This window comes from Kribbella deserti (assembly GCF_042434725.1).
Taxonomy (GTDB): domain Bacteria; phylum Actinomycetota; class Actinomycetes; order Propionibacteriales; family Kribbellaceae; genus Kribbella; species Kribbella deserti.
Map to the genome: position 1 here is coordinate 86759 of NZ_JBHLTC010000011.1, position 26453 is coordinate 113211.

Below are 26453 nucleotides of genomic sequence, written 5' to 3' on the forward strand. Positions count from 1 at the left end.
AACCGCCGACCTCTGTTCGTACGACCTTGCCTCCGGCAACAACCGCAGGGTTTCGAGCCTGCCGGGAGCGCAAACCGCGCCACGGTTCTCCCCCGATGGCAAGCAGGTCGCGCTGGCAGCGGTCAAACCGTCAGCAAGCGGTTCCGCGAAGACACCAGCCAATTCCTGTACGTCGAGTGGCTGCACCGGGTCTACCGCGAGGGCTAAGCCGGCTGCTGCTGCAGAGTGCGCAACGGGACAGTCGAAGCCGAGGCGGAAACGTTCCCAAACAATTCCGAACAGGTGCAAGGCATCTTCATTGCGCGGACCGGTGGCGTGGTGTCGGATCTGACGCTGGCGCCGGAGGTTCCGGCCGGATGGGCGCTTGTCGCGGGACAGCCCGTGCGCAAGAGCCGACTGGCGGCGGGGCAAAGCGTCAGCGCCAAGTGGACGTTGAAGCTGTTGCGCGGTGGCGTGCGCGGCGATCTGGAACTCGTTGTCGCGGGCAACTACACCGCGCCGGACGGCCGTCGGGTCTACTCAGCCGATGTGGTGCCGATCTTCGCAGATCCGCTGCCGCCGACGGGGTCGACGTACGTCAGTGACCTGCCGTGGACGGACGAGAGCAACGGGTACGGCCGGGCGCAGCAACGCGATCACAGCCACGGTGGTGATCGCCCGCCAGGCGCGTTGACCATCGCGGGCAAGACCTACGCGAAGGGCGTCGGTTCGCACGCGCCGAGTTCGTTGACCACCTGGCTCGGAGCGAACTGCAGCCGCTTCGTGGCCGAGGTCGGCGTGGATGACGGCACCCAAACCACTGAGGGGTCAGTTGGCTTCATCGTGGTGGGCGATGGCCGCGAACTCGCCCGCACCCCGGTGATCCGCGCGGGCGAAACCGCCCACGAACTCGACCTCAACGTCACCGGCGTGAAACGCCTGACCCTGGCCACCACCGACGGCGGCAACGGCAAAAACAGCGACCACGCCAACTGGGCCCTCCCCGTTCATCGGACGCTTGTGACGCGGCGTGTCGCCGTTCATCGGACCCTAGTAACCAAGTCCGGCATGTCGGTGGACGCTAGTGACCACAGCGCGGGACCGGGCGCAGCGTTGACGGGCGATGGTGAGTCGGTGAGGTACGGGCACGCGGATGGTCAGAAGGGTCCGATGAACGGCGACACGCCGCGTAACAAGCGTCCGATGAACGATATTGGACACGCCGGGCGGGGCGACGGGTGGATGCCGTCGCGAGGCGGGGTTAGAACGGGAGTTTGGGTTGGGGTGGGGCGTGGGAGGGGTCTACGCCGTCGAAGAGGGAGCTGACGGATTCGCCCGCGTGGATGCGGGAGATGGCCTCGGCGAACAGGCCGGCTACCGAACGGACCTGGAGTTCGGGCCAGTCGGCCGGCCTCGGCACGGTGTCGGTGGTGACCATCTCGGTGATGAACGGGTGGTTGCGCAACCGTTCGACCGCCTTGCCGGTGAACAACCCGTGGGTGCACGCGACCGCCGCGCCCGTACAACCGAACTGCTGGAGCCGATCGAGCAGTTCCACGATCGAACCACCCGTGGCGATCTCGTCGTCCAGGACGATCGCGCGACGGCCCGCCACGTCGCCGACGATCGCGTCGATCACCACCGTGTCGTCGGCCAGGCGCTGCTTGCTCCCCGCCGCCACCGGCAGTCCGAGCAGCCGGGCGAACTGGGTGGCGGTCTTCGCGTTACCGAGATCCGGGCTGACCACCACCGTGTCGGTGAGGTCGCGCTCGCGGAAGTGCTCGGCCAGTACGCCGATGGCGGTCAGGTGGTCCACCGGCACCGAGAAGAACCCGTGCACCTGCGGAGCGTGCAGCGCCATCGTCAGCACTCGATGAGCGCCGGCGGTCGAGAGCAAGTCGGCCACCAACCGGCCGCCGAGGGAAATCCGCGACGAGTCCTTCTTGTCGGACCGGGCATACGCGTAGTGCGGCATCACCGCGGTGATCTGCGCGGCGGAAGCACCCCGGGCCGCGTCGATCATCATCAGCAGCTCCATCAGGTGCTCCTGCGTCGGCGGCACCAGCGGCTGCACGATGTACACATCGCGCTGGCGGCAGTTCGCCTGGAGCTGCGCCTGCAGGCAGTCATTGCTGAACCGGCTGATCTCCACCGGTGAAAGGTCGACCCCGAGATCGGCGCAGATCTGTTCCGCCAGTCCGTGATGGGCACTACCGCTGAAGACGACGATCTCGCGCACTGCTGACTCCCCGAGGACCACAGCTCAGACCCGACGTGCGCAGCCTATCCCGCCGTGGCGACGATCCTCGCCACGACCTCGGCGGCGTACCGGCTGTCGGACAACGAGACGTCCAGATGGGTGACGAACCGCAGCGTGCGCGCCCCCACCCCACCGATCAGCACGCCCTCCGCCTTCGCTTCCGCGACCACCTGCGGCACGGTTTTACCCTCGGCGGGCAGATCCACCACCACGATGTTGGTCTCGACCGCGTCCGGTTTCACCCCACCCGGTACGGCGTCCGCGAGCACCTCGGCGATGGCCCGGGCCTTCGCGTGGTCCTCCGCGAGCCGCGCCACGTTGTGCCGTACGGCGTACAACCCGGCGGCGGCGAGTACGCCGGCCTGGCGCCATCCCGCGCCAAGGCGTTTGCGCCAGACCCGGGCCTCGCGAATCAGTTCAGCCGATCCGACCAAGACCGAACCCACCGGAGCGCCTAGGCCTTTCGAAAGGCAGACGCTCGCGGCCTTCGCGCGACGGGTGTAGTCGGCCAGCGGAACGCCCGTCGCGACATGGGCGTTCCACAGACGCGCGCCGTCCAGGTGCAACGGCAGGCCCGCCGCGTCGAGTTCGTCCGCGAGGGCGTCGTACTGGTGCTTGGGCTGGATCGTGCCGCCGCCGAAGTTGTGCGTGTTCTCGACCGAAACGGCGGCGGTGGTCACGAAGTACGGCCCGAGGTCGGGCGCGATCAAGGCCCGGATCTGATCCAGGTCGATCAGGCCGGCCGGGTCGGACCAGGTCCGTGTGGTGATTCCGCTGACGGCCGCGTGGGCCCCGAGTTCGGCCCGGGCGATGTGGGCCCGGGCTTCGCAGAGCACCTCGGTGCCGATCGGAGCGAGCGCTCGTACGCCGAGAATGTTCGCGAGGGAACCCGTCACGGTGAACAGGGCCGACTCGTGTCCGAGTAGGCCCGCCACCTCGGTTTCGAGCTCGATGACGGTCGGGTCCTCGCCGTACACGTCGTCGCCGACCGGCGCGCGGCCCATCGCCTCGAGCATGCCCGCCGACGGCCGGCTGACCGTGTCACTGCGAAGGTCGATCACCTGGTTTTCCTCTGCAGTTGTTCTTTTCGCGTGTGCCCTGCGTGCGGGCGCTCAGGCGCGGGCGGCGCGGAGGCGTTCGGCGACGAGGAAGGCGAGCTCGAGCGACTGGTGCCGGTTGAGGCGGGGGTCGCAGGCGGTCTCGTACCGGTTGACGAGGTCTTCGGCGACGAGGTCCTCACCACCGCCGAGGCACTCGGTCACATCGTCACCGGTCAGCTCGATGTGCAGACCACCGGGCCACGTCCCGATCTGCTCGTGCGCGTCGAAGAAGCCCTCGACCTCGGTGATCACGTCGTCGAAGTTGCGCGTCTTGTAGCCGTTGGGGGTCTCGTAGGTGTTGCCGTGCATCGGGTCGCACACCCACGCCACCGGCGAACCGTGGTCGCGGACGGCCTCCAGCAGCGGCGGCAGTCCCTCGCGGATCTTGCCCGCGCCCATCCGGGTGATGAAGGTCAGCCGGCCTTCCTCGCCCTTCGGGTTCAGCTTGTCGATCAACGCGCGGATGTAGTCGGGCTCGGTGGTCGGGCCCACCTTCACACCCAGCGGGTTGCTCAGCGTCGCGAGGAACTCGACATGCGCGCCGTCGAGCTGGCGGGTCCGCTCCCCCACCCAGAGCATGTGCGCGGACACGTCGTACGGCTGCTCGGTGCGCGAGTCGATCCGGGTAAGGGCGTGTTCGTACTCGAGGATGAGCGCCTCGTGGCTGGCGTAGAAATCGACCGTACGGAACTCGTCCGAGGTGGCGCCGCAGGCCCGCATGAACGCGAGGGCCCGCTCGATCTCACCGGCGAGCTGCTCGTAGCGCTGGCCGACGGGCGACGAGCGGACGAAGTCGGTGTTCCAGGCGTGGACCTGGTGGAGGTCGGCGTAACCACCGGTGGTGAACGCGCGCGTCAGGTTCAGCGTGGCGGCGGCCGCGTTGTACACGCCGCGCAGGCGCTGCGGGTCCGGGATGCGGGAGGCCTCGGTGAACTCGAGGCCGTTCACGGCATCTCCGCGGTACGCCGGCAGGGTGACGCCGTCGCGGGTCTCGGAACCGCTGCTGCGGGGCTTCGCGTACTGCCCGGCGATGCGGCCCACCTTCACGACGGGAACACTCGCGGCGTACTGCAGAACGACGGACATCTGGAGGAGAACGCGGAGCTTGGCGCGGATGTTCTCCGCGGTGACTCCGGCGAACGTCTCGGCGCAGTCGCCACCCTGGAGCAGGAACGCCTCGCCCCGAGCCACGGCACCGATCTTGTCCCGGAGGTCGTCGCACTCACCGGCGAAAACCAGCGGCGGCAGCGTCCGGAGCTCCCCGATCACCTGCTCCAAAGCATCACCCGCCGGCCACTCCGGCTGCTGCAAGGGCTTGAGCGCCCGAAGCTCATCCAAACTCGGCACGCCCGGCACAACCCCCGAGCCCAACATCGCAAATTGCATACCCCCACCCTAAACGCCCCCACCCCCACCCCACCCGCCCGTCTCACCCAGCCACCACCCCACGCCGCGTCGCCCCTTCCCACCCCGCCGTCGCGGCCGCCGTCGCGGCGCGCCGGCATACAGGTCATCGGGCGCTTGTGACGCGGCGTGTTGCAGTTCATCGGACTCTTGTGACCACTCGGTCGCCCAGGCAGTTCGCACCGGGATCATCTCCGGTGACGCTGCGCGCCCTTGACCCGGTCCGAACCAACCAAAGGCGGCGGCTGTCAGAGGGACGGGGAGGTCTGCCCGGGTTCGAGGGGATCCGCACGCTCCGCGCCGGATCCCCCGCCACCGGGCTCATGTCGGGCCACCCCCACCGGAACCAGCGCAGGACGCCGTACGCCGAGCCACTCGCGACCCGGCGGGTGCGCGGCGGGGTGGGTCGGTAGCGGGTGCACTGAAACCGGGTAGGCGGGCGAAATCCCGGTAGCGGCGGGATGAGGGTGGCGTGCCCGGGAGTGGCTGGCCCATTTCTGGCGAGGCGACGAGCACTCGGACGCCGCGACACCGGTTCGGAGCGCGGTGGGTCCGGACCGGTGGGTCAGGAGGCTTTGGTATCGGGGTTTTGGCGGGGTTTAACGTGGTCTTCGAGGGCTTCGCCGGCCTTGAGGAGTTCTTTGGCCTTTTCGGCGTACAGGTCGACGTACTCCTGGCCGGACAGGTCCATCAGGGCGTACATGATCTCGTCGGTGACCGAGCGGAGTACGAACCGGTCGCGTTCCATGCCCTCGTACCGGGAGAAGTCGAGCGGTTCGCCAATGACCACGCCGGGGCGCAGGATGCGCGGGAAGCGGCGGCCGGGTTCGCGGCGGAGCCACTGGGGCATGAGGGTGCCGGGCGGGTTGAGCTTCTCGGTGTCGATCATGGCGACCGGGATGACCGGAACGCCGGCCACGATCGCCATCCGGGCGACGCCGGTTTTGCCCTTGTAGAGGCGGCCGTCGGGTGAGCGGGTGCCTTCGGGGTAGATGCCGAAGAGCTCGCCCTTCTTGAGGATGTCCAGGCCGGTGTTCAGCGCGGCGATGGAGGCGCGTCCGCCGGAGCGGTCGATCGGGATCTGGCCGATGGACCGGAAGAAGGTGGCCATCAATTTGCCCTTGAGCCCGGGCGCGGTGAAGTACTCGGATTTGGCCGGGAAGATGATCTGCCGTGGTACGGCGACCGGCAGGAAGATCGAATCCGTGAACGAGAGGTGGTTGCTGACGAGCAGCGCCGGGCCCTTCGTCGGGATGTTGTCCAGTCCCTTGACCCAAGGACGGAAGATCAGTCGCACCAGCGGTCCGACGATGAACCGCTTGAGAAACAGATACAGCACGCCTTCACCTCCGTCACGCCGTAGTCGACAGGACCATACGTCCACTCTGCCCCTCCGGCAATGTCACCGCACGCCTCCAGCCCCTTGCGCTTCGTCGCGAACCAGGGATCAGTTCCGGATTCGAGCGCCGAAGACACGACCACGGAGCGGGCGGCGGAGGCGCGGAGTTGTGCGGGATGTCACGCTGGTAGCGCAACCGCCGCGCCAGGCTGGGCGACGGCCCACCCGCCTGCGACCATGGCGTCTTGAAGTCGTTCAGTACCGCCTGAGGAGTCAGCGTGCCAGTGCACTCTTACGCGGAGGAGTTCCGCTCCCCCGGTTCCGGCGCCGATGCCGGTATCGGCGTTCTGCTCAGCCATGGGTTCACCGGCTCGCCCGCGTCGATGCGGCCGTTCGCCGAGCACCTGGCCGCCGAGGGGTTCGGGGTGGCGCTGCCGCGGCTGCCCGGGCACGGCACCTCCTGGCAGGAGATGAACAGCACCCGCTGGGAGGACTGGTTCGCCGTCTTGGAGAACGAGTTCGAGCGGCTGCGCAAGGAGCATGACCACGTCTTCATGGCGGGCCTGTCGATGGGCGGCTGCCTAACGCTGCGACTGGCCGAGCAGCATGGTGCGGACCTGCGCGGTCTCGTGCTGGTGAACCCCTCGGTGATGACCGACGACAAGCGGCTGGTGGCGCTGCCGGTGCTGAAGCGGTTCGTGCCGTCGCTGCCGGGGATCAGCAACGACATCAAGAAGCCCGGTGTGAACGAGTATGCGTACGACCGGATGCCGCTCAAGGCGCTGTTCTCGCTGTCGCAGCTGTGGCGGCTCACTCGCGACGACCTGGCCAAGGTGACGCAGCCGGTGATGCTGTTCCGCTCGACCGTGGATCACGTGGTCGAGCCCAGCAGCGGGCTGAAGATCCTCTCCTCGATCTCGTCGCGCGACGTCACCGAGACCTTGCTGGAGGACAGCTACCACGTGGCCACGCTGGACAACGACGCCCCACGCATTTTCGCCGACAGCGTCGGCTTCATTCGCCGGGTGGCCGCGGATGCGTGACAACGGCCTGACCGCGTCGTCGTACGCGGAGATGGGTGAGGTCGACCCCTCCATCACCGACGCCGTACTGAGCGCCCTGGCCGAGGCCGGCATCGCGGCGTACGCCGAACAGGTGGAGCCGAGCGAGACCAGCCGCCGCACGATGGACAAGTTGTACGTCGATCAGGCCTCGGCCGAACGGGCCGGAGTGGTGATCGCCCGCAGCAGCGAGGATGCGGAGTGGAAGGCCCTGGTCGCGCAGTTCGACGAGGCTCCGGCCGCGGACAAGCCGGGCGAGGCCGCGACCGTGGCGCGCTGGCCCGCGATCGAGGACCTGGACATCGAGACCGATCGCAGCGAGCCCGTCCGCATCACCGAGGAGGACGAGCCGGAATCCGAGCCCAAGCCGCGACCGGCCCAGGCGAAGGACCCGCACGACCACTACATCCCGCCGGAACCACCGCGTGGACCGCGGCTGGACTGGATCAGCCGGCTGGCCTGGGCCGGCGTGCTCGGCGGGCCGCTGGTGCTCATCCTGGTGGCGTTGCTGAGCATCGGTTCGGGTAGCCGGATCACGCTGTTCGCCGCGCTCGCGTTCGCGGCCGGATTCCTCACCCTGGTGGTCCGGATGAAGGACCGGCTACCCGGCGACGACAGTGGCGACGACGGCGCGGTTGTCTGAGTCTGATAGACAAGGCCAACGATTGTCGGACAATCTGGCGATCGCGGGCTGAAGGAGGGACCGCCGTGCAGGTCACCGAGACCGTCGAGATCACCGGCCACCTGATGGACTCCGGTCTGCTGTCGAGGGTGCTCGACGATATCCGGGAGTACGGCGGTGACTACACGCTGGACAAGTTCGAACTCGGCCACGACAAGGAGGACACCTCCACCGTCAAGATGACGGTCGGCGCCGACGACGAGGAATCGCTGCAGCGGTTGCTGATGCGGATCCAGACCAAGGGCGCGAACCTGGTCAATCCCGGCGAGCCGCAGATCACCGAGGCGGACACCGACGGCGTCTTTCCGGACGGGTTCTACTCGACCACCAACCTGCCGACCAGCGTGCGGCTCGGCGGTCGCTGGGTGCGGGTGTCCAATCCGGAGATGGACTGCGGGCTGCTGGTCGAGGGCGACACCGTACGCACGATTCCGATGTCGGACGTCAAGGCCGGTATGCGCATCATCACCAGCGCCCAGGGTGTCAAGGTCACCCCGCCGCTGGTGCTGAACACCGAGGAGTCCTTCGGGTTCATGGAGTCCGACGTGTCCAGCGAGAAGCCGCAGCGCGTGCTGGTGATGCAGGTCGCCGACGGGATGCGCGAGGCCAAGGCGAACGGCCAGAAGGTGCTGTGGGTCGGCGGCCCGGGCATCGTGCACACCGGCGCCGCGCCGGCCATGGTCGCGCTGGTCGAGGCCGGATTCGTGGACGTGCTGTTCGCGGGCAACGCGCTGGCCACCCACGACATCGAGTCCTCGCTGTACGGCACCTCGCTGGGCGTCGACCTGTCTCGCGGCCGGGGCGTCGAGCACGGTCACGAGCACCACATCCGGGCGATCAATACGATTCGCAAGGCCGGCTCGATCGCCGCCGCGGTGGAGCAGGGCGTCTTGACCTCCGGCGTGATGCACGCGCTGGTGAAGAACGGCAAGCAGTTCGTGCTGGTCGGTTCGGTGCGCGATGACGGGCCGTTGCCCGATGTCTACACCGACGTACTCGAAGGCCAGCGGGCGATGCGCGCCGAGCTGACCGGCGTCGGCTACTGCCTGATGGCCGCGACCATGCTGCACTCGGTGGCCACCGGCAACATTCTGCCGGCGTCGATTCCGCTGACCTGCGTCGACATCAACCCGGCCACGGTGACGAAGCTGGCCGACCGGGGTTCGTCCCAGGCCCGCGGCATCGTCACCGATGTCGGCCTGTTCATCGAGCACCTCGCTCGCGAACTGGCGCCGGGCTACGCGTCCTCGAACTAGCCTCCTGGTCCAGGCACGTCAGCTCCCTCATCCGTCGTTCGGGTGAGGGAGCTTTTGTGTCTCCTAGTGGCACTGGAGAGCGAGATATCCGATTTCCTATCGGATGAACTGTGGACAACGTTGTTTTCGCCGCTTAGCGTGTGCGGGAATTCATCGGATCTCTACGCCCCAGGAGATACGGATGCACCCACTGACCGCCGGCCTCGCTATGGTCGCCGCTGTGAGCGTTCTCACCGGCATGACCGCGTCCCCCAGCCAGCCCGCCGCTTCGGCGGCTCGTGTTTCGGAAGGTCCCATGCTCTGGTATGACGAACCCGCGCAGGACTGGGAATCGGAGGCCCTGCCGATCGGCAACGGTGCCCTCGGCGCGATGATCTTCGGTGCTCCCTCGACCGAGCACCTGCAGCTGAACGAGAAGACGCTGTGGACCGGTGGCCCCGGTGCGAAACAGGGTTACGACTTCGGCAACTGGCGTACGCCGCGGCCGACGGCCCTGCAAGACATCCGACGCCTGATCGACCAGAACCTCAAGGTCCTTCCTGACAAGGCGACCGAGATGCTGGCCCAAGAGGAGATCGGCTTCGGCGACTACCAGCCGCTGCTGGACCTCAAGCTGGACATGAACCCTGTACCGGCTGCCTCCGGCTACAGGCGTCACCTGGACATCAAGAACGCTCTAGCCGGTGTGCAGTACGAGGCCGACCGCGTGCGCTACACCCGGGAGTACTTCGCTAGTGCGCCCGGGAACGTCCTAGTGGCCAGGTTGAGCGCCAGCAAGCCTGGCAAGGTCGGATTCACCACTACCCTCACTGGCGAGGCCAACCGCACCCACAAGATCACTGCGGTCAACGGCCGGATCAAGGTCACGGGAACCCTGCTGGACAACGGGATGCGGTACGAGACGCAGGCCCAGGTGATCAACTCCGGCGGCACGCGTACGGACAACCCGGACGGCAGTGTCACGGTGACCGGCGCCGACTCCGTCGTACTCGTTTTGTCGGCTGGTACCGACTATGCCGACACCTACCCGGCGTACCGCGGTGAAGACCCTGGGCCCGGTATAACCCGTCGAGTCGACGCTGCGAGCCGCATGTCGTACGACGGGCTTCGGGCGCGGCACATCGCGGACCACCGCCGCTTGTTCGACCGGGTCTCAGTGAACTTGGGACAGGTTGTGCCGTCCGTACCTACCGACGACCTGCTCTCGCGGTACCGGGAAGATACGGCCTCTCTGGCGGAGCGGAAAGCTCTGGAGGTCTTGTTCTACCAGTACGGGCGCTACCTGCTGATCGCGTCGTCGCGGGATATCTCTCCTCTACCGGCCAATCTGCAGGGCGTGTGGAACAAGTGGACGAGTCCGCCCTGGCGTTCCGACTACCACGTGAACATCAACCTCCAGATGAACTACTGGCTCGCTGAGACCACCAACCTCAGTGAGACGACCGCGCCGCTCTTCGACTTCGTGGACGCGCTGGTACCGCCGGGACGCGTTACGGCGAAGGAGATGTTCGGCGCCGACGGTTGGGTCGTACACAGCCAGACCAACCCGTTCGGCTTCACGGGCGTCATCGGCTATCCCCTGGCCTTCTGGATGCCGGACGCGGGTGCATGGCTTGCACAGCACTACTGGGAGCACTACCAGTTCACGCGGGACAAGCGCTTCCTGAAGGAGCGGGCCTACCCGTTGATGAAGGAGCTCGCCGCGTTCTGGCTCGACGAACTGCAAGTTGATCCTCGTGACAGCAAGCTTGTCGTCTCCCCGAGCTTCTCGCCCGAACACGGCGACTATTCTGCTGGAGCGGCTATGCCCCAGCAGATCGTCTGGGACCTCTTCACGAACCTCAAAGAGGCTGCACCCGTAGTAGGCGAGTCCCAGACCTACCGCGCGCAGATCGCCTCCGTACTCGAGCGGCTGGACCCGGGCATGCGTATTGGCTCGTGGGGCCAGTTGCAGGAGTGGAAGGAGGACTGGGACGACCCGACGGACCAGCACCGGCATACGTCCCAGTTGTTCGGCTTGCATCCCGGACGCCAGTTGATCCCGTCAAAGTCGCCCGAACTCGCCGCAGCCGCCGCTATGACGTTGAAGGGCCGTGGCGACGGGGGAACCGGTTGGAGCAAGGCCTGGAAGATCAACTTCTGGGCACGCCTTCTGGACGGCAACCACTCGCACAAGATGCTGTCGGAACTCCTCAAGACCAGTACGTTGAAGAACCTCTGGGACACCCATCCGCCGTTCCAGATCGACGGCAACTTCGGCGCCACCGCCGGGATGACCGAGATGCTCTTGCAGAGCCACGCCGGCTCCATCGACGTACTGCCTGCTCTACCCGACACCTGGGCCGACAAGGGCTCGTACGACGGCCTACGGGCTAGAGGCGCCTTCACGGTCGGAGCGACTTGGCAGGACGGAGCCGCCTCCGAGATCCGCCTACGTTCCGACCAGGGTGAACCCGTCACCTTGCGGAACCAGATGTTCGACGGCCCATTCACCGTCACGGATGACCAGGGCCGCCAGGTCGACGTACGCCGTACCGAGGCTGGTTCGATCACCTTCGGTACGTCGGCCGGTCGCACGTACCTCATCCGGGCCAAGGCGCAGATCGACCTCACGGCACCGAAGGCCGTCTCGTTCCAACCGGTGGAGGTCAAGGCCTCTGTCAGCGGTTCCATCCCGGCGGGCGATCTCACGCTCGCCGTACCCGCCGGGTGGAAGGTGTCCCCCGCCACGGTTAGTACGCCCGCGGTGAAGCCGGGCCGCCCGTACGAGGCGGTGTTCACCGTGACGCCAACGCTGGACTCGGGCGAAGGCGATTTCACCTTGGTCGCGAGGCTCAAGACATCGGACCACGTGCTGTCCGCCCGAGCCGGCACGGGCCTGTGGCGGGTGAACCTCGCACGCGGCAAGACCGCCACGCAGAGCACGACCGCGCACAACGCACCAGCCTCGCGAGCGGTCGACGGCAATACCAGCGGGAGCTGGGGGGACAACTCGGTCACGCATACGGCCGAGCCGTCGAACCAGGCGTGGTGGCAGGTGGACCTCGGCAAGCCCGAAGGCCTGTCCCAGATCGCGGTGTGGAACCGGACCGACTGCTGCTCCGACCGCCTCTCGAACTACTGGATCATCGCCTCGGAGAACCCGATCACGGCCGACACGCTCGAAGAAGCCCGAACCGCTCCCGGCGTAACCGCCCTCCGCCAAACCGCCACGGCCGGAACCCCCACCCTCATCGACCTTCCGGTCACCGCGCGCCACATCCGCATCCAACTCGAATCCCCCACCGCCCCACTCTCCCTAGCCGAAGTAAAACTCCACCCCACCAACGGCTAACCCGTCCCCGGCCCGGCCCCACCGCCCCGGGGCCGGGCCGGCCCCTCCCCGGCGTGTCATCGGACCCTTCTGACGCGGCGTGTCGGCATTCATCGGACCCTTGTGACCGCAGTGCCTCGGTGGTTCGTGCGGCTTACGGCGCTGGGGCGGGTGGGTACGGTCGGTGGCGAGCTTGATCGCGAAGACGGCGAGGGCGGTCCCGGTCAGGTAGCGGTGGATCTTGGCCCAGAGCGGTTTGCCGTTGAAGAAGATCGCGACGGAGCTGGCGGTGATGACAAAGACCGCGTTGACCGCGACACCAACGGTCAGCTGGGTGAGACCAAGAATTAGGCTCTGAGCACCAACGTGACCACGCGACGGGTCGACGAACTGGGGCAGCAGCGAGATGTACAGCACCGCGATCTTCGGGTTGAGCAGACACGTCAGCAGGCCCATGCCGAACAGCTTGCGCGGGCGATCCGGCTCGACAGCGTTCGGTGTGAAGGCCGAGTCGCCGCGCGGGCGGAGGGCGTTCCACGCAAGCCAAAGCAGGTACGCCGCACCGGCGATCTTCAGCGTGACGTAGATCTCCGGCACCAACGCGAACAGCGTGGCCAATCCAGCGGTCGCCGCCAGCAGCCTCGGGAATGGGTGTCGAAGAGAGAGGTGGGTTACGGCGAAGGGGCTAGGTGGGAGGGCAGGATGGCCGGTATGACCGAACTCGTGCATCTGGACGTGGCCGACGGCGTCGCGAGCATCACGCTCGACTCCCCGCACAACCGCAACGCGTTGTCCCAGCAACTCACCGGCGAACTGCTCGCCCATCTCGAAACCGCCGCCGCGGACGATGCCGCCAAGGTGATCGTCATTCGCTCGTCGGGCGAGGTGTTCTGCTCCGGGGCCGACATGTCCGAGGCGACCACCGTCGGCATGGGCGTCGGCGCCCAGCGCATGGTCGACGTACAGCGAGCCATCGTGGCCAACCCCAAGCCCGTCATCGCCCGCGTCGCTGGGCCCGCCCGCGCGGGCGGGATCGGCATCGTCGCGGCGGCCGACATCAGCCTGGCCGGGCATAGCGCCACCTTCGCGTTGACCGAGGTACGGCTCGGCCTGGCGGCGGCGACGATCTCGCTGACCGTGATCCCCCGGATGACGGATCGGGCGGCGGCGTTCACGTTTCTCACCGGCGACGGGTTCGACGCGACCGAGGCGGCGGCGCTCGGGCTGGTCAGCCGGGCGGTACCCGACGCGGACCTGGACGACGTACTCGCCGGGGTGCTGAAGTCCCTGCTCAAGGGTGTGCCGCAGGGCTTGCGTGAGACCAAGAAGCTGCTCAACCGGGAACTGCTCGCGGATATCGATGCCAGGGGCAAGGATCTCGCGGCGTTGTCGGCGTCGCTGTTCGGTTCGGAGGCGGCGCAGGAGGCGATGCTCGCATTCCTCAATCGCAAGAAGGCTTAAGCCTGGTCACAAGCGTCCGATGAACGCCAACATGCCGCGTCACAAGAGTCCGACGACACGCCGCAGTCCGGGCATAAGCGTCCGATGAACCCCGACACGCCGCGTCACAAGCGCCCGATGACACGCCCGGGGGGTGCGGGAAGTGGGTGGTTAGGTGAGGTGGAGGAGCATGGGGAGGTGGTCGGAGGCTTTGGGGAGGTCGGCGGGGTCTAGGCCGGGGACTTCCGAGAGTGGGATGGCGTTGACGGTGAGGCCGGGTGAGGTTAGGGCGGCGTCGATGCGACGGCCTGGTGCGCGGGCTGGGAACGTTGGGCCGAGGTGTTCGCCGTTATCCGTCAGGCCGGCTTCGGCGACTTTGGCCCACAGGTCGCCGCCTGGTTCTTCGTTGAGGTCGCCGACCAGCAGGTACGGCACGCCGAACGACTCGCAGCCGCGGATCACCTGACGGAATTCGCGCAGGCGTCCACCGACGTGAAGGCCGAGGTGGCACACCACCAGCGCCACCTCGCGCCCGCTCACCGTTTCCCTATCGACGGGCTGACCCTCGCCGGGTAGGACCGTGCGGGCACCGATGGCGCCGCCGGGGAGTTGGGTGGCGATCAGGCGGAGGCGGCGGCGGATGAACGGGCGCCAGACTCGCCAGTGCTGGTACGACGAGAGGGTGATCGTGTCGGCCGCGAGGATCGCGTTCCGCGCGGCGCCACCGACGTACCGCAGGCCGAACGTCGCGGCCATCGCCTCGCGTTTGCGGCGCGTTCCCCACCAGGTCGGTGCTTCCTGGATCAGCGCGACGTCCGGCGCACAAGCGCGTACCACCCGGGCCAGGGCCTCGCGGTCGTCGCCCCAGCGGTGCACGTTGTACGACAGGACGCGCAGACCGGCGTCAGTCATCCCGGCCCGATGAAGCGCCCGGCTCCTGCCCCGGCGCCGCAGTCGGCCGCTCCACCGCCGAAGTGGATGACGGCGTGCTGAGGCGGATCGACTCGGTCTCGACCCCGGCCGAGTCGACCGGATCACTCGAGTGGTCCACTCCCGTACGGGCCGAGCGGCGGTTGGTGCCGAGCATCGACGTACGGCGGGCGACACGTTCCGCGCGGGCGGCGGCGCGTTCCGAGCGAGGTGGTCGCTCCGAACGGGTGGCCCGGGCGGCGGTCGTCACGGCCGTCGTCTTCACCCGGACCCGGCGCAACCAGGTCGCCTCCTCGCGAGCGAGATCGGCCGCGCCGACCATGCCCGCCTCTGGTCCGAGTACGGCGCGCACGACGCGCGCCTCGGGCCGGAATCCCCGCCCGGTCAACGTACGACGGAAGGCCTCCCGCGCGGGCGCGAGCAGCAACTCCCCCGCGTCGCAAACGCCACCACCGATGACGAAGGTGCCCGGGTCCAACGCGGCAGCGAGGTTCGCGAGGCCGATACCGAGCCAGCGGCCGACGTCTTCGAGGAGTTCGACCGCCACCGGGTCGCCGTCCTTGGCCAGCTCGGTCACCAGCGGACCGGTGATCGCGCGCGGATCGCCGTTCACCCGGCGAAGCAGGTTGTGCGCGACCGGCGAGCCCGACGCGGCCAGTTCACGGGCTTCCCGGACCAGCGCGTTACCGGAGGCGTACTGCTCCCAGCAGCCGCGGTTGCCGCATTCGCAGCGATGACCGCCGGGCACGACCTGCATGTGGCCGAACTCCCCGGCGATGCCGAACTTGCCGCGCTGCAAGGCGCCGTCGTTCAGGATGGCGCCGCCGATACCCGTACCGAGGGTGACGCAGACCAGGTGGCTTTCGCCTTGGCCCGCGCCGAAGCGCCATTCGGACCAGGCCGCCGCGTTGGCGTCGTTCTCGACCACGACCGGTACGCCGAGGCGGCGCTCGACCGCGTCCCGCAGCGGCTCGTGCCGCCAGGCCAGGTGCGGCGCGAACAACACCGAGGACCGGGTGCCGTCGACGAATCCGGCCGCGCCGATGCCGACCGCGATCACGTCGTGCTTGGCCTCGAGGGTCTCGACCACCTCGGCGATCGCGTCCTCGGTCTCGCGTGGGTCCTTGGTCGGCGTGTCCCGGCGCAACCGGTCCAGCACGTTGCCCTCGGGATCGACCACACCGGCGGCGACCTTCGTACCACCGATGTCGATGCCGATCGTGAGCGCCTGTGTCAACGCCATCGCCTCGACTCCTCTCTTGAACCCCCAGCGTTCAGAATCAGTGTCGCCGAGCCAGGTCGGCCGCCCCGATCAGCCCGGCGTCATTGCCGAGCAGGGCCAGGCCGAAGCCCGGATGAGGCCGGTTCTGCTTGGCCGGCAGCACCCGCTCGAACGCGCGCTTGGCCGGCTTGAGGACGAGGTCACCGGCGGCACTGACGCCACCGCCGAGCACGATCAGGCTCGGGTCGAACAACGTCGCGATACTGGCCAGGCCTTCGCCGACCCAGCGGCCGAGGTCGTCCAGCAGTTCGATCGCGCAGGCGTCACCAGCAGCCGCGGCCTTGGTGATCATCGGGCCGCTCAACTCCGCCGGGTCGCTGATACCGCAGACGCCGAGCATTTGAGCTGCCGCGAGCGAACCCGACTCGGCCTGCGCCCGGCCTTCGCGGACCAGCGCGTTGCCGGAGGCGTACTGCTCCCAGCAACCGCGGGCCCCGCAGCCACAGCGATGACCGCCGGGCACGACCCGCATGTGCCCGAGTTCCGCGGCGACACCATGCTCACCGCGCAGCAGCTCGCCATCGATGACGACGCCACCGCCGATACCCGTACCGACCGTGAGGCACACCATGTGCTCGACGTCCTTGGCCGCGCCGAAGGCGAACTCACCCCAGGCCGCCGCGTTGGCGTCGTTCTCCACGACGACCGGCAGGCCGAGGGTCTCCTGTACGCGGGCGCCGAGCGGTTCGTCGCGCCAGGCCAGGTTGGGCGCGAACAGCACGGTGGATCGGTCCGAGGAGACGAACCCGGCGGCGCCGATCCCGATCGCCTCGATGTCGTGTCCGGCGATCAGCTCAGCGGCCGCGTCGCAGATGGCCTTGGCGGTCTCATCGACCGAACCGGCCGGGGTATCGCGATGGCTGCGTGCGCCGATCTGGCCGTCGGTGCCGACTACGCCGGCCGCGATCTTGGTACCGCCGACATCGATGCCGATGGTCAGTCCCATGGTTCAGGGTCCTCACTCACGTCGATCCGGTCCGCCTTCGGCCGGGTCTGTTCTTCTTCCTGAGCCTGCGAACCGGCGGCGGCATCGGCATCGGTCCGGGCCTGGCGGGCGGCCTCGGCGGCGGCTTCGAGCAACGACCGAACAGAGCCGAGAACTCCGGCGGCGGCGGTCGCGAGGTGCTCGATGGTCTCGGGACTGGTCTGCTTCACCCGTGAGATGAGCTGGCAGACCGGGCACCACTGGCACTCGGCCGGCGAGTGCGCATGCCCGTCGTACGACGCGTCGCCCGCCGCCGCTTCCCCAGCCTCCGTCTCAGCCCCGACGGAAGCGTCGTTCTCGGCGAAGGCGTCAGCGCCCGAGGTGTGAGCGGGCGGGGAGTCGGTGGTGGCGCCGTGGCGGGCGTCGGCCGAGGCCTGCTGGAGCACGGCGAACAGCTTCGCCGCCTCTTCGCCGACCGAGCCGATCGCTTCCTTGCTCACGAGTTGTCCTCCGCGCTCACCTGTTGCCGTCCGTCATGGCCTTGTGCTCTGCCAGCCGGCCCGCGCCACCGCGGGTGGCGTGCCCCAGCTCGCGGCCGAGGTGGCGCCCGTTTTCGCGGTAACCCGGCTCGGTCTGCGGTGGTACCACCGGTTGCTGGGCTCCCTGCGGGGCGAAGCGTACCTGCAGGCGGCCGTTGTCCAGCCGGGCCCCGGTCACCTCGGCCCGCGCGAGCGCCGCGGGCAACGGCAGCACCCGGCGGTAAGAGCCGACGGTGATCAGCAGCTCGTCACCACGCCGGGCCAGTTCGAGATCGCTCGCGGTGGCCAACGGCAACGACATGGTCAGCGTGTAGTTGCGCCCGTCGGTGTCGATATGACGGTCCACCCACAGCGAGGTCTCGTCGGTGGCCCGCACGAACGGGTCCTCCCCGCCGTACATCTCGACGGCGAAAGCGGCCAGTTCCTCGACACCGACCGGCTCACAGGCACGGTACGGCGACTCCCAGATCGGCAGCGGCTGGAACGAGACGGCGACCTCTTCGAGAATCCCCCGCTGGGCCGCGACCCACTGGCGGCGCCAGTTGTCCGCGCCGGCGGCCGGGAAGACCCGGTTCGCGATGACGCCGTCCACGCGATAGCCGTACAGCGAAAGGGTCGTCAACGTACGACGAGCCTCGGCGACAACCACGGCCTCGGGCGTGAGCACCAGCCGCACGGACGCGTCCGGCCCGGACAACATCGTCCGTACGTCGGCCAGGTCGTCGCGCAACCGGCGCAACGCGTCGAACACGTTGTCGTCCGGCAACGGCAGGCCCACCGCCTTGCTCAGCACCGGGCGGAACGTGCGCACCACGCGCCGTTCGACCGTGAAGAGGCGGTTCATGTACCAGTTGAGGGCGTCGGGCAACGCGAGCAGGCGCAACGTCTCGGCGGTCGGCGCGCAGTCCACCACGATGACGTCCCACTGGCCGGACCGAACGTGGTCGCGCACCTCCAGCAGCGCGAGCACCTCTTCCGCGCCGGGCAGCACCGTCAGTTCCTCGGCCTCGATCGGATCCACGCCGACCGTGTTCAGCACGCGGCGCAGGTAGGACTGGATATCGCCCCACGAGCGCTCGAACCGGCGCTGGGTATCGATCAACTGCACGAACAACCGGTCGTCGACCTCGGTCGGTTCCGCACCGACGGCGGCGTCGAAGGTGTCGGCCAGGGAGTGCGCGGTATCGGTCGAGAGCACCAGCGTGCGGTGTCCGCGCAGCGCGGCAAGGGTCGCGGTACCGGCGGCAGACGTGGTTTTACCCACGCCTCCCTTGCCGGTGTACAGCAGAACCCGAGTCACGGTCGCTCAGGACTCGACGCGCTTCTTGAGGCCTTTCAGGGCCGTATCGATGATGACCTTCTCCGCCTTGCGCTTGAGCATGCCGATCATCGGAATGCTGACGTCGACGGCCAGCCGGTAGGTCACCTCGGTGCCCTGCGCGCCGAGATCCTTCAGCAGGTAGGCACCATCGAGACCTTTGACCATCTTCGCCTCAACGAGTGTCCAGGTGACCTCGTTACGGCCCCAGGTGTAGTCGAGGGTGTACTCGTCGGAGATCGCGCCCGCGTCGACCTTGAACCGGACCTGCTTGGGCCGGCCCGCCTCATCGGTGGACAGCACCTCGGTCTCCCGCATCGAGTCCGCCCATTCCGGATAGGCCTCGAAGTCGGCGATCACCGCCAGGATCTCCTTCGCACTCGCTTCGACCACGATGGACGAGGTGGTCTGCTCTGCCATCGAATCACCTCTTCGCTGCCGGAAGGCTGACGGGACACCGGTACCACCGGAGACTATCGCGGGATGCCAGCCCGCACGGTGTTCACCTGCCGCGCGCCCGGCCTCGACCTCGTCCTTGAACCGCCACAGCTGCCGCCGATAGCCCCCGACGTACGACTCACGCAGCCGGTCGACCGCCCGGCGGGACAACTTGCGCGACGGTTCCGCCCGGAGGTACCAGTGCACGACAACACCGTCGCGAACCTGCTCGAGCCAGAACTCGGCCGTGCCGGTCAGTTCCCCCGCGACGGTCCAGCGAACCCCCTCCAGCCCACGGCGCTCGTACGGCGTGAGGGTGAGCTTCGGCCACCACGAACGCCACAGCGAGTCATCGCCGAGCCGACGCGCGACGTAGGCTGGCTCCGCGACTATGAGGTCGTCGCAATTGACGTCGAGCGATGGCATGCGCAGTTCCCTGGGTCACACGTGTCCGGCCTGGCTACTTCCGAGTAGGTGACTGTAGCGTGCAAAAACGCCGACAACTCGGAGCACGGAGGAGAACGGATGCGTGAGTACACCACGCCCGCGGTGATCGATCCGCCGACCACAGGCAGTCTCAGCGACCCGGTCTGGGCCAACGCGCAGTCCCATCCTGCCACTCCTGTGTTCAGCCGTCGTACGTCGTCGGGCTGGACGGATGTGACCGCGGCGGAGTTCGCCGACCAGGTCGCGGCCGTCGCCAAGGGCTTGATCGCGGCGGGCGTTCAGCACGGTGAGCGGGTGGCTCTGCTGAGCCCGACCCGCTACGAGTGGACCCTGGTCGACTACGCGATCTGGACCGTCGGTGGTGTCACGGTACCGATCTACGAGACGTCCTCCGCGTCGCAGATCCAGTGGATCCTCGGCGACTCCGGGGCCGTACTGGCCATCGTCGAGAACTCCAGCCACGCGGCGTCCGTCGAGGCCGCCGGCGCCGGGAGCGTGCGGGAGATCCTGCAGTTCGAGGCGGGTGGCATCGACGACCTGGTGGCGCGTGGAGCCTCGGTATCCGACGCAGAGCTCGACAAGCGCCGTACGGCGGTCACCCCGGCCGACGTCGCGACGCTCATCTACACCTCGGGTACCACCGGCCAGCCCAAGGGCTGTCAGATCTCGCACCTGAGCTTCATGGACGAGCTCGGCACGGCGACCAAGATCCTCGACGAGCTCTTCGACAAGAACGGCGCCTCGACGCTGCTGTTCCTGCCACTCGCGCACGTGTTCGCCCGGATCATCCAGGTGGGTTGCGTGATGATGCGGGTCAAGGTCGGCCACAGCGCCGACGTGAAGAACCTGGTCGACGATCTCGGCTCGTTCCAGCCGACGTTCATCCTCAGCGTGCCGCGCGTGTTCGAAAAGGTCTTCAACAGCGCCAGCCAGAAGGCGCACTCCGCCGGCAAGGGCAAGATCTTCGACGCGGCCGCCGCCGTCGCCATCGACTACTCCAGGTCGCTGGACAAGGGCGGACCGGGTCTCGGACTGAAGCTGAAGCACCGCCTGTTCGACAAGCTCGTCTACAGCAAGCTGCGCGCGGTCCTCGGCGGCAAGGTGCAGTACGCCGTCTCCGGTGGCGCGCCGCTGGGCGAACGACTCGGCCACTTCTTCCGCGGCATCGGCGTACCCGTGCTCGAGGGCTACGGCCTGACCGAGACCACCGCGGCGATCTGCGTGAACCTGCCGGACGACATCCGCATCGGCACGGTCGGCCGCCCGCTGCCCGGTGTCACCGTGGCCGTCGCGGATGACGGCGAGCTGCTGTTCAAGGGCAACCAGGTCATGATCGGCTACTGGCGCAACGACGAGGCCACCGCCGCGGCGATCGACTCGGACGGCTGGTTCCACACCGGCGACCTGGGCGAATTCGACTCCGAGGGCTTCGTCAAGATCACCGGCCGGAAGAAGGAGATCCTCGTCACGGCCGGCGGCAAGAACGTGGCCCCGACCATTCTCGAAGACCGCCTCCGCACCCACCCGCTGGTCGGCCAGTGCATGGTCGTCGGCGACGGCAAGCCCTTCATCGCCGCGCTGATCACCATCGACCCCGAGACCATCGGCCACTGGGCCTCGCAGCACGACAAGCCGGCGGATATCCCGGCGCTGGTGGACGATCCGGACCTGATTGCAGAGATCCAGAGCGCCATCGACGACGCCAACTCGGCCGTCTCCAAGGCCGAGGCGATCCGCAAGTTCACCATCCTGCCGCGCGACTGGACCCAGGAAACCGGCGAACTGAGCCTCAAACTCAGCCTCCGCCGCCACATCGTGATGGAAAAACACGCCACCGACGTAGAAGCCCTCTACACCAAATAACCCGCTCCGCCTGAGCCCCGGCCGCCCTTCCCGGTGTGGCCGGGGTTTCTGGTTGGCGCTCAACCACCCCGCCGTACGCCGAGTGGCGGACGTAGTTCGCCGCCGCGGCGGACGTGGTTCGCCGCCGCGGCGGACGTGGTTCGCCGCCCGCGCGCAGCCGACAACGACGGCCTACGCGGTGAGGCGGCTACGGGTAGCGATCGAGTCGTGCGGCCGGCGCGATCTTGCCGTCCACCGACAGAAATCTCGGTCGACGCCCTGTAATGAGTGTGGCATCGTTACGCTCATTAGCACGGGGCCTGAACGCAGTGGGGAGTACGAATGCACGACGCGGCTCGGGTGAAATCGGTCGGCCTGGGGTTCGCCCTGTTCTCGGCGATCTGCTTCGGTGGATCGGGCCCGTTCGCGAAGGCCCTGATCACCGCCGGCATGTCCCCGCAGCAGGCGGCATGGATGCGCATCCTCGGTTCGGCCATCGTGCTCGTTCCGCTGATGCTGGTACTTCGCGGCCGCACGGGTCTACGCAGCGCCCACGCCTCCTGGCCGGCCCTCGTGATGTACGGCGCAACCGGTATCGCCGGGTGTCAGACCCTCTTTTTCATCGCCGCCAGCCGGTTGCCGGTAGGCGTTTCGATCCTGCTCGAGTTCACCGGACCGGTGCTGGTGGTCGGCTGGCTCAAGTTCGGCCGGAAGAGCCACGTACCGCGTTCGGCGGCCCTTGGCGTCGGCATCGCCGTACTGGGTCTCGCGTGTGTTGTCGAGATCTGGGCCGGCGTCCAACTCGACGCGATCGGCCTACTCTGCGGTCTCGGCGCTGCGGCCTGCCAGGCGACGTACTTCATCCTGATCGACCGCCTCACCGGCCTCGCCGATCCGCTGGTGATGACCGCCGTCGGCAGCGTCGTCGGCTCTATCCTGCTGACCGCCGTCGCCCTGCCGTGGACGATGCCCTGGCACGTCCTGACCGACACCCTGCCGTTCGCCAACCGTACGGCGCCCGGCTGGTCCCTCGCCGCCTGGCTCATCATCGTCAGCACGGTCATCGCATACCTCGCCGGAGCCGCCGCCGTTCAACGCCTCTCCGCCGCAGTAGGCGGAGCCGTCGCCTACGTCGAGGTGGTAGCCGCCGCCCTCTTCGCCTTCCTCCTCCTAGGCGAAAAGCTCACCTTCTTCCAGGTCCTAGGCGGCTGCATCGTTCTAGCCGGCGCCTTCGTAGCCCAAACCTCCGTCCACAAAGTCTCCCCCGCCCTCGACCTATCGGCCGTCGAACGCGTCCCAGAAGCGGACGAGGACAAGCTCACCGTCAGCCGATAGGTACGCTGTGCTGGTGTGCTTCACCAGGGATCGACACCGCCTTCAAGGCCGAGAGCGGCTAGGCCGTTGACCGCACTCGCGGACGCGGTCCTGCCGCTCATTCGCACGCGCAGCGATGTCACCCGCTGGAGCGCATCGAACTCTCACGGCCGTCAGATGCACGAAGCGGTCGACATCTTGGAGGCGGCAGCTCAAACCGCCGACCCCAAAGAGATGTACGCCGTCACGCACAAGGCTCTCACCTCAGCGATCAAGGTCATCTCCCGCGCTGACGACTCCAGCGGCATCATCGGCGACGCGTGCCACCGCCTTCTCGACCTCCATCCCAAGGCTGCCGCAGCTGCCGACGTCCCAGCATCGAAGCTCATCGCGTGGATGATGACGTTCCAGTTCGACGGCGAGGTCGACTACTTCGAACTCGACCCAGTCGCCTACGCGCCGGCTTTGAAGGAAAAGGGCATGGCGACCTACCGGACGAAGCTGGACGAGGTCCGCGCCAGCTTGCCGGCGGCGGCAGAGGACGATTGGCAGGCAGGACACAGCCACGAGCGGTTCACCCTCCACTGGAACGCCAAGCGTCTTGCCGTCCTCGACCACGACATCGACGCGATCATCCGCACTCATGCGAGGGACCGGAAGGTCGCCGCTTGGTTCGAAGACACCGCGCGGGCGTTCGCTGAGATCGGCGAGATGGATCTTGCGATCGACTGGGCGAAGCAAGCAACGTACTTCGATCTCGGCCACCGGTCCCTCAAGGCATCCGACTACTGGTGCGAGCTCCTGGATGAACACCGGCCCAGCGAGGCGCTGGAGGCCAGGTTGCTGGTGTTCAGGCGCTGGCCGTCATCGACGACGGCGGCGCGCCTGCACAAGGCCGCAGGCAAGGCTTGGCCCGGCTACCGCGACGAGGTCCTCACCATCCTTGCCGGCAGCCCGAACGACGCCGTGCTGTTCGCGCTCCTGACGCTCAAGGACGTCCAGTTCGCGTGGAACCTAGCGCACTCACTGGGACTCGTCAGTGACCACACCTGGAGCGAGTTGGTGAAGGCGTACGAGAAGCTCGACCCGCTGGCCGCCCTGCCGATCCATGTCCGCCTCGTCGAGAACCAGCTGGTCGAAACGGGCGCCCAGCACTACCGACTCGCCGCTCGCCGCCTCGCCAAAATGCGCAAACTCGCCGCCGGGACAAGCAAGACCGCCGAGGTGGACGAATTCATCGCCGACCTACGCGAAACCCACCGCCGCCGCCCCCGGCTCCAGGAGGAGTTCACCCGCGCCGGCCTTCCCTAGTCGCCTCCCGACGCGGGCTCGACACTCTTGAGGTGCCTCGAGGCCTTCCATCGAGGTCGTGGTGGTGAGATGAGTTCGCCGGTGATGAGATCGACCTGGCCGATGTAATGGGTGCCGTTGTGGTCGACCAGATACCTGGCTCCGCGCGGAGTGGTCCACTCGACACTGCCGTCGGGCAGGATCACGTTGCGCAGCCCACCATGGGTCTTCGCCCGATGTGGCGTGCGCGTCACCGGCAGCAAATTCTTCGTACTGGTCTGGCCTGGTGGACCGTTCTTGTCGTACGGCACGGCGTGGTCGATATCGGCGAACGAGGTGGTTTCGCCGGTAGCCCAGGGTTCCATCGGTGTGGGGTAGCGCAGTTTGACCCATTCCCTCATCCGGTCCGGAATCTCGTAGGCGTTGACGCTCAGGTGTTCGCGCAGGTCAATGACGGGCTTGAGTGCCACGGCTTCGCTGGCGATGAGCCCTTTCAGTTGCGAGACCAGCATCGGTCCCATGCCTTCGACTCGCACGATTCCTTCACCACTGGCGAGTGCTTCCTGGCTGATGTGCACATAGAAGGTATGTGGCGCGTGGCCCAGCCCCCGGCTGCGATTACGGGACGTGATGCCCGCCAGCAACCCGTCCACCGGCTGCCGTGGGCCGCCCGCAGCGCGCGCACCGTCGTCGCCGATGTCGTACTCGTCGCGGGAAGGACGCGCCGTGGCGCAGGTGCTGTCCGTCGGGCGCGCACTCTGGGCGGCGGTTCGGCGGGCTTTGCTGCGGCCATGTTCGCGCAGGCCGAGGGCGAGGGCCGGGTCCGCCAGCAAACCGACGGCCCGGGCGCGGCGTTGCTGGTGGGTGCCGGTGTCGCCCTCTTCGGCCAAGATCTCGGCCAATTCTTCGACGGCGGCATCGAACCGGATCGCGTCACCGGCCGCGGTACGGGCGACCAGCGATTTGGTGCCGTGGTCGTTGGACTGCCCCAGCCACACCCCGTGCTGACGCGCGTACTGATCGGCGTCGGCTTTGGCCTTATCGGGGTCCGCCTGCATCTTCGCGGCCTTCACGAACACTCTCAGCCGCGACAGGCTGAGAGTGTCGATGATCGCATTGACCTTGTCGTCCACAATGCGAGCCGCTTCCAGGGACAGCGACAGGCAGGTGCGGGCAATCCAGCGGGCCTTCCACGCTTCGGCATTGCCGGCCAGAACCTGGGCTAGGGTCTTGGGGAATCGGTGCCGCAGCGCCAACGCCTCACCCAGATAAGCGGCCGCGGCGCCACCCGACATGCCAAGACGCCACCCGAACTCCTGAGCACAGAACTCAGCGATCGCCGGACAACCCTCGCCGCCATAGACGCGGAGGCGTTCAATGCCGGGCACGATCTCCCCGCCCGCCGGTGGCTCAACAGCGGCGTTGAGATCGGCGTAGTGCAGAGCCAGGAGCAGGGAGTCGGCTTCAGCGTCGGCCACCTGAGCGCGCCTGGCCGCGGCGCGGGCCAGGGTCTGATCCACGCCGAGCTCATCAACCTCACCACGATCGAACATACTAGCGATTATATCGCAGCTGCCAGCCCGAATCTCGTTATCCACAAGGGATATCGTCACCTCGTTGACTCCGGCGGTTCGACCTCGCCGTCCGGTAGTCGATCACAGCGTCATTCGGGTGGTCGCCACCGGCACAGGTTTCTACTGCTCCGTCGCCAACCGCGCCACTGTCACGATCAGCGCGACGGGCACTCCGCTCTGCATCGAGCGCACTGTCAGTCCTCGGGCCGTGCGCTCCAAGGCGAAGAGCAACCCTGCGGAGGAATCAGATGTGAGGTCCCAGCATTCGACAATGGCGCCAGCAGCGTCCGCGGGCAGCAGTTCCGTGACTTCGATCAATCGGCCGTCAAACTCGAAGACAGTCACGAACCGGTCCCATCGGCGTTGAGTGAACCGAGCCATGCTTGATTCACCTTGGTCATGTGGCTCGCGAAGAGCGTTCCAGAACCAGGTCGTGATCGCCGTCAATCTCCTGGCCCGCCGTCAGGTGGAGATGCGCTCCGGGCCCCGCGCCGTCCTGTGCGAGCGTCAGGAGGTGCCTCGCCAGCGATACGAGCCCCGCGTTGTTGGCACTGATCAATACCTGACCGCCCTCATCAACGGACACCGCGATCGTGAATCCCTCGTCCCACTCGAATCGCAGCGCGTCACCACAGTCCGGCACTTCGATGCGCAGTTCCATTCGATTCATCTCCGACCCTCACATCGACACTTTCCCGGAAGCGGGAGCCTTCGCTCGAC

22 protein-coding genes and 1 pseudogene are annotated in these 26453 nt (G+C 67.7%); 9 read left to right on the forward strand and 14 right to left on the reverse strand.

The window, feature by feature from the left end; all coding sequences use genetic code 11:
• Positions 1-282: 282 nt before the first annotated feature.
• Positions 283-1305: an NPCBM/NEW2 domain-containing protein gene (locus ACFFGN_RS09870; protein ID WP_380045665.1), complete on the forward strand. Its 1023-nt coding sequence runs from the start codon at positions 283-285 to the stop codon at positions 1303-1305.
• Here ACFFGN_RS09870 and ACFFGN_RS09875 read toward each other — a convergent pair.
• The 4 genes from ACFFGN_RS09875 to ACFFGN_RS09890 all read right to left on the reverse strand — a co-directional run bounded on the left by ACFFGN_RS09875 (position 1241) and on the right by ACFFGN_RS09890 (position 6082).
• Positions 1241-2218, reverse strand: a complete 978-nt coding sequence (locus tag ACFFGN_RS09875; RefSeq protein ID WP_380045667.1) for a ribose-phosphate diphosphokinase — start codon at positions 2216-2218, stop codon at positions 1241-1243. The genes ACFFGN_RS09870 and ACFFGN_RS09875 overlap by 65 nt on opposite strands.
• A 44-nt stretch (positions 2219-2262) precedes the next feature.
• Positions 2263-3300 (reverse strand): threonine aldolase family protein, encoded by a 1038-nt coding sequence (locus ACFFGN_RS09880; RefSeq protein WP_380045669.1) that lies wholly within the window; start codon positions 3298-3300, stop codon positions 2263-2265.
• 51 nt (positions 3301-3351) lie between these two features.
• Entirely contained in the window at positions 3352-4725 is a 1374-nt protein-coding gene (locus ACFFGN_RS09885; RefSeq protein WP_380045671.1) for a class II 3-deoxy-7-phosphoheptulonate synthase, read from the reverse strand.
• A gap of 583 nt (positions 4726-5308) precedes the next feature.
• Complete coding sequence (locus ACFFGN_RS09890; protein ID WP_380045673.1) at positions 5309-6082, reverse strand: lysophospholipid acyltransferase family protein; 774 nt, start codon at positions 6080-6082, stop codon at positions 5309-5311.
• Positions 6083-6360: 278 nt separating this feature from the next.
• Between ACFFGN_RS09890 and ACFFGN_RS09895 the strand changes: the two genes are divergently transcribed.
• From ACFFGN_RS09895 to ACFFGN_RS09910, 4 genes are all read left to right on the forward strand, one after another.
• Positions 6361-7125 (forward strand): alpha/beta hydrolase, encoded by a 765-nt coding sequence (locus ACFFGN_RS09895; RefSeq protein ID WP_380045676.1) that lies wholly within the window; start codon positions 6361-6363, stop codon positions 7123-7125.
• A complete protein-coding gene (locus ACFFGN_RS09900) occupies positions 7118-7786 on the forward strand; it encodes a hypothetical protein (RefSeq protein WP_380045678.1) in 669 nt (222 codons plus the stop codon). The genes ACFFGN_RS09895 and ACFFGN_RS09900 overlap by 8 nt, the downstream gene beginning before the upstream one ends.
• Before the next feature lie 65 nt (positions 7787-7851).
• Positions 7852-9081 carry an ornithine cyclodeaminase, nickel-pincer nucleotide-dependent gene (locus ACFFGN_RS09905; RefSeq protein WP_380045680.1) on the forward strand — a complete coding sequence of 410 codons (1230 nt, stop codon included), beginning with the start codon at positions 7852-7854 and terminating at the stop codon, positions 9079-9081.
• A gap of 220 nt (positions 9082-9301) precedes the next feature.
• Positions 9302-12415: a glycosyl hydrolase family 95 catalytic domain-containing protein gene (locus tag ACFFGN_RS09910; protein WP_380045682.1), complete on the forward strand. Its 3114-nt coding sequence runs from the start codon at positions 9302-9304 to the stop codon at positions 12413-12415.
• Here the strand turns inward: ACFFGN_RS09910 and ACFFGN_RS09915 are convergent.
• Positions 12380-13219 (reverse strand): LysE family translocator, encoded by an 840-nt coding sequence (locus tag ACFFGN_RS09915; protein ID WP_380045684.1) that lies wholly within the window; start codon positions 13217-13219, stop codon positions 12380-12382. The genes ACFFGN_RS09910 and ACFFGN_RS09915 overlap by 36 nt on opposite strands.
• Between ACFFGN_RS09915 and ACFFGN_RS09920 the strand changes: the two genes are divergently transcribed.
• Positions 13106-13855, forward strand: a complete 750-nt coding sequence (locus ACFFGN_RS09920; RefSeq protein WP_380045686.1) for an enoyl-CoA hydratase-related protein — start codon at positions 13106-13108, stop codon at positions 13853-13855. The two genes, ACFFGN_RS09915 and ACFFGN_RS09920, sit on opposite strands and share 114 nt — an antisense overlap.
• 150 nt (positions 13856-14005) lie before the next feature.
• Here the strand turns inward: ACFFGN_RS09920 and ACFFGN_RS09925 are convergent, their stop codons facing one another.
• From ACFFGN_RS09925 to ACFFGN_RS09950, 6 genes and pseudogenes are all read right to left on the reverse strand, one after another.
• The gene (locus tag ACFFGN_RS09925; protein ID WP_380045688.1) at positions 14006-14746 is read right to left on the reverse strand and encodes an endonuclease/exonuclease/phosphatase family protein; all 741 of its coding nucleotides are present in this window, start codon (positions 14744-14746) and stop codon (positions 14006-14008) included.
• 313 nt (positions 14747-15059) lie between these two features.
• Positions 15060-16007 (reverse strand): annotated as a pseudogene (locus tag ACFFGN_RS09930) (ROK family glucokinase); the annotation flags it as partial.
• A gap of 37 nt (positions 16008-16044) precedes the next feature.
• A complete protein-coding gene (locus ACFFGN_RS09935; RefSeq protein WP_380045691.1) occupies positions 16045-16992 on the reverse strand; it encodes an ROK family glucokinase in 948 nt (315 codons plus the stop codon).
• Positions 16983-17471 (reverse strand): hypothetical protein, encoded by a 489-nt coding sequence (locus ACFFGN_RS09940; protein WP_380045693.1) that lies wholly within the window; start codon positions 17469-17471, stop codon positions 16983-16985. The genes ACFFGN_RS09935 and ACFFGN_RS09940 overlap by 10 nt, the downstream gene beginning before the upstream one ends.
• Before the next feature lie 16 nt (positions 17472-17487).
• On the reverse strand, positions 17488-18810 hold the full coding sequence (locus ACFFGN_RS09945; protein WP_380045695.1) for an ArsA family ATPase: 1323 nt from the start codon (positions 18808-18810) through the stop codon (positions 17488-17490).
• 6 nt (positions 18811-18816) lie between these two features.
• Complete coding sequence (locus ACFFGN_RS09950) at positions 18817-19692, reverse strand: SRPBCC family protein (protein ID WP_380045697.1); 876 nt, start codon at positions 19690-19692, stop codon at positions 18817-18819.
• Positions 19693-19791: 99 nt separating this feature from the next.
• Here ACFFGN_RS09950 and ACFFGN_RS09955 point away from each other — a divergent pair, with 99 nt between their 5' ends.
• The 3 genes from ACFFGN_RS09955 (at position 19792) to ACFFGN_RS09965 (ending at position 24180) form a co-directional block, all read left to right on the forward strand.
• Entirely contained in the window at positions 19792-21576 is a 1785-nt protein-coding gene (locus ACFFGN_RS09955; protein ID WP_380045700.1) for an AMP-dependent synthetase/ligase, read from the forward strand.
• Between the two features lie 321 nt (positions 21577-21897).
• Positions 21898-22890 carry an EamA family transporter gene (locus ACFFGN_RS09960; RefSeq protein WP_380045702.1) on the forward strand — a complete coding sequence of 331 codons (993 nt, stop codon included), beginning with the start codon at positions 21898-21900 and terminating at the stop codon, positions 22888-22890.
• Between the two features lie 156 nt (positions 22891-23046).
• The gene (locus ACFFGN_RS09965) at positions 23047-24180 is read left to right on the forward strand and encodes a hypothetical protein (RefSeq protein WP_380045704.1); all 1134 of its coding nucleotides are present in this window, start codon (positions 23047-23049) and stop codon (positions 24178-24180) included.
• Here ACFFGN_RS09965 and ACFFGN_RS09970 read toward each other — a convergent pair.
• The 3 genes from ACFFGN_RS09970 to ACFFGN_RS09980 all read right to left on the reverse strand — a co-directional run bounded on the left by ACFFGN_RS09970 (position 24177) and on the right by ACFFGN_RS09980 (position 26394).
• A complete protein-coding gene (locus ACFFGN_RS09970; protein WP_380045706.1) occupies positions 24177-25679 on the reverse strand; it encodes a DUF222 domain-containing protein in 1503 nt (500 codons plus the stop codon). The genes ACFFGN_RS09965 and ACFFGN_RS09970 overlap by 4 nt on opposite strands.
• Positions 25680-25853: 174 nt before the next feature.
• Entirely contained in the window at positions 25854-26078 is a 225-nt protein-coding gene (locus tag ACFFGN_RS09975) for a hypothetical protein (RefSeq protein ID WP_380045708.1), read from the reverse strand.
• A 52-nt stretch (positions 26079-26130) separates the two neighbouring features.
• Positions 26131-26394 (reverse strand): Imm32 family immunity protein, encoded by a 264-nt coding sequence (locus ACFFGN_RS09980; RefSeq protein ID WP_380045710.1) that lies wholly within the window; start codon positions 26392-26394, stop codon positions 26131-26133.
• Positions 26395-26453: the final 59 nt, after the last annotated feature.

Excerpts from the sequence above, each read along its gene's own strand:
- ACFFGN_RS09885 (WP_380045671.1), bottom strand. The coding sequence starts at position 4,725 with ATGCAATTTGCGATGTTGGGCTCGGGGGTTGTGCCGGGCGTGCCGAGT.
- ACFFGN_RS09900 (WP_380045678.1), top strand. The coding sequence starts at position 7,118 with ATGCGTGACAACGGCCTGACCGCGTCGTCGTACGCGGAGATGGGTGAG.
- ACFFGN_RS09920 (WP_380045686.1), top strand. The coding sequence starts at position 13,106 with ATGACCGAACTCGTGCATCTGGACGTGGCCGACGGCGTCGCGAGCATC.
- ACFFGN_RS09915 (WP_380045684.1), bottom strand. The coding sequence starts at position 13,219 with ATGGGCGAGCAGTTCGCCGGTGAGTTGCTGGGACAACGCGTTGCGGTT.
- ACFFGN_RS09925 (WP_380045688.1), bottom strand. The coding sequence starts at position 14,746 with ATGACTGACGCCGGTCTGCGCGTCCTGTCGTACAACGTGCACCGCTGG.
- ACFFGN_RS09935 (WP_380045691.1), bottom strand. The coding sequence starts at position 16,992 with ATGGGACTGACCATCGGCATCGATGTCGGCGGTACCAAGATCGCGGCC.
- ACFFGN_RS09950 (WP_380045697.1), bottom strand. The coding sequence starts at position 19,692 with ATGCCATCGCTCGACGTCAATTGCGACGACCTCATAGTCGCGGAGCCA.
- ACFFGN_RS09955 (WP_380045700.1), top strand. The coding sequence starts at position 19,792 with ATGCGTGAGTACACCACGCCCGCGGTGATCGATCCGCCGACCACAGGC.
- ACFFGN_RS09960 (WP_380045702.1), top strand. The coding sequence starts at position 21,898 with ATGCACGACGCGGCTCGGGTGAAATCGGTCGGCCTGGGGTTCGCCCTG.
- ACFFGN_RS09965 (WP_380045704.1), top strand. The coding sequence starts at position 23,047 with ATGCACGAAGCGGTCGACATCTTGGAGGCGGCAGCTCAAACCGCCGAC.
- ACFFGN_RS09980 (WP_380045710.1), bottom strand. The coding sequence starts at position 26,394 with ATGGAACTGCGCATCGAAGTGCCGGACTGTGGTGACGCGCTGCGATTC.